Annotated in this window: 2 rRNA genes; both read right to left on the minus strand. The window is 48.6% G+C overall.

Features of this window, described 5'->3' with window-relative positions:
- Positions 1 to 2: 2 nt before the first annotated feature.
- Positions 3 to 117, minus strand: a 5S ribosomal RNA gene (gene rrf / locus MHZ36_RS14210).
- A gap of 78 nt (positions 118 to 195) precedes the next feature.
- Positions 196 to 3,117: ribosomal RNA gene (locus tag MHZ36_RS14215) — 23S ribosomal RNA — on the minus strand.
- Positions 3,118 to 3,243 lie beyond the last annotated feature (126 nt).

Here is a 3,243-nt window from a genome sequence, read left to right on the forward strand (position 1 = left end):
TTGCCTGGCAACGTCCTACTCTTGCGGAACGTAAGTCCGACTACCATCGGCGCTAAGGAGCTTAACTTCTGTGTTCGGCATGGGAACAGGTGTGACCTCCTTGCCATTGTCACCAGACAATGAAATGTATTAAATTATACATTCAAAACTAGATAGTAAGTAAAATATAATCACCAATCAAAACGGTTTATAAAATTGATTAAGTCTTCGATCGATTAGTATTCGTCAGCTCCATGTATCGCTACACTTCCACCTCGAACCTATTAACCTCATCATCTTTGAGGGATCTTATAACCGAAGTTGGGAAATCTCATCTTGAGGGGGGCTTCATGCTTAGATGCTTTCAGCACTTATCCCGTCCATACATAGCTACCCAGCGATGCCGTTGGCACGACAACTGGTACACCAGAGGTATGTCCATCCCGGTCCTCTCGTACTAAGGACAGCTCCTCTCAAATTTCCTACGCCCACGACGGATAGGGACCGAACTGTCTCACGACGTTCTGAACCCAGCTCGCGTACCGCTTTAATGGGCGAACAGCCCAACCCTTGGGACCGACTACAGCCCCAGGATGCGATGAGCCGACATCGAGGTGCCAAACCTCCCCGTCGATGTGAACTCTTGGGGGAGATAAGCCTGTTATCCCCGGGGTAGCTTTTATCCGTTGAGCGATGGCCCTTCCATGCGGAACCACCGGATCACTAAGTCCGTCTTTCGACCCTGCTCGACTTGTAAGTCTCGCAGTCAAGCTTCCTTATGCCTTTACACTCTATGAATGATTTCCAACCATTCTGAGGAAACCTTTGAGCGCCTCCGTTACTCTTTAGGAGGCGACCGCCCCAGTCAAACTGCCCATCTGACACTGTCTCCCACCATGATAAATGGTGCGGGTTAGAAATCCAACACAGCGAGGGTAGTATCCCACCAACGCCTCCACGTAAGCTAGCGCTCACGTATCAACGGCTCCTACCTATCCTGTACAAGCTGTGACGAATTTCAATATCAGACTACAGTAAAGCTCCACGGGGTCTTTCCGTCCTGTCGCGGGTAACCTGCATCTTCACAGGTACTATGATTTCACCGAGTCTCTCGTTGAGACAGTGCCCAAATCGTTACGCCTTTCGTGCGGGTCGGAACTTACCCGACAAGGAATTTCGCTACCTTAGGACCGTTATAGTTACGGCCGCCGTTTACTGGGGCTTCGATTCGTAGCTTCGCAGAAGCTAACCACTCCTCTTAACCTTCCAGCACCGGGCAGGCGTCAGCCCCTATACATCACCTTACGGTTTAGCAGAGACCTGTGTTTTTGATAAACAGTCGCTTGGGCCTATTCACTGCGGCTCTCCTGGGCGTTAACCCTAAAGAGCACCCCTTCTCCCGAAGTTACGGGGTCATTTTGCCGAGTTCCTTAACGAGAGTTCGCTCGCTCACCTTAGAATTCTCATCTTGACTACCTGTGTCGGTTTGCGGTACGGGCACCACAATTCTAGCTAGAGGCTTTTCTTGGCAGTGTGAAATCAACGACTCGAGGAAACAATTTCCTCTCCCCATCACAACTTGACCTTAAGAGTGCCGGATTTGCCTAACACTCAGTCTCATTGCTTGGACGTGCACTCCAACAGCACGCTTCGCCTATCCTACTGCGTCCCCCCATCGCTTAAAACGAATTATGGTGGTACAGGAATATCAACCTGTTATCCATCGCCTACGCCTATCGGCCTCAGCTTAGGACCCGACTAACCCAGAGCGGACGAGCCTTCCTCTGGAAACCTTAGTCAATCGGTGGACGGGATTCTCACCCGTCTTTCGCTACTCACACCGGCATTCTCACTTCTAAGCGCTCCACATGTCCTTGCGATCATGCTTCAACGCCCTTAGAACGCTCTCCTACCATTGTCCTACGGACAATCCACAGCTTCGGTAATATGTTTAGCCCCGGTACATTTTCGGCGCAGTGTCACTCGACTAGTGAGCTATTACGCACTCTTTAAATGATGGCTGCTTCTAAGCCAACATCCTAGTTGTCTGGGCAACGCCACATCCTTTTCCACTTAACATATATTTTGGGACCTTAGCTGGTGGTCTGGGCTGTTTCCCTTTCGAACACGGACCTTATCACCCGCGTTCTGACTCCCAAGTTAAATTGATTGGCATTCGGAGTTTGTCTGAATTCGGTAACCCGAGAAGGGCCCCTCGTCCAAACAGTGCTCTACCTCCAATAATCATCACTTGAGGCTAGCCCTAAAGCTATTTCGGAGAGAACCAGCTATCTCCAGGTTCGATTGGAATTTCTCCGCTACCCACAACTCATCCGCTCACTTTTCAACGTAAGTCGGTTCGGCCCTCCATTCAGTGTTACCTGAACTTCAGCCTGGTCATGGGTAGATCACCTGGTTTCGGGTCTACGACCAAATACTCAACGCCCTATTCAGACTCGCTTTCGCTACGGCTCCACATTCACTGCTTAACCTTGCATCAAATCGTAACTCGCCGGTTCATTCTACAAAAGGCACGCCATCACCCATTAACGGGCTCTGACTACTTGTAAGCACACGGTTTCAAGTTCTATTTCACTCCCCTTCCGGGGTACTTTTCACCTTTCCCTCACGGTACTGGTTCACTATCGGTCACTAGAGAGTATTTAGCCTTGGGAGATGGTCCTCCCAGATTCCGACGGAATTTCACGTGCTCCGTCGTACTCAGGATCCACTCAAGAGAGAATAAATTTTCGACTACAGGATTATTACCTTCTCTGATTCATCTTTCCAGATGATTCGTCTAATTTATTCCTTTGTAACTCCGTACAGAGTGTCCTACAACCCCAACAAGCAAGCTCGTTGGTTTGGGCTCTTCCCGTTTCGCTCGCCGCTACTCAGGGAATCGATTTTTCTTTCTCTTCCTGCGGGTACTAAGATGTTTCAGTTCTCCGCGTCTGCCTTCTGATATGCTATGTATTCACATATCGATAACATGACATAACTCATGCTGGGTTTCCCCATTCGGAAATCTCTGGATCAAAGCTTACTTACAGCTCCCCAAAGCATATCGTCGTTAGTAACGTCCTTCATCGGCTTCTAGTGCCAAGGCATCCACCGTGCGCCCTTAATAACTTAATCTTTTTGTTTTCCAATACAACGAAGTTGTTTGAAAACCCAAAATGTTATTAATCTGTGAGTGTTCTTTCGAACACTAGCGATTATTTCTTTTTGAATTCAAGCTTTTTTAAAACTCTAATTCACTCG

It is taken from the genome of Staphylococcus sp. ACRSN (genome assembly GCF_022346615.1).
Classification (GTDB): domain Bacteria; phylum Bacillota; class Bacilli; order Staphylococcales; family Staphylococcaceae; genus Staphylococcus.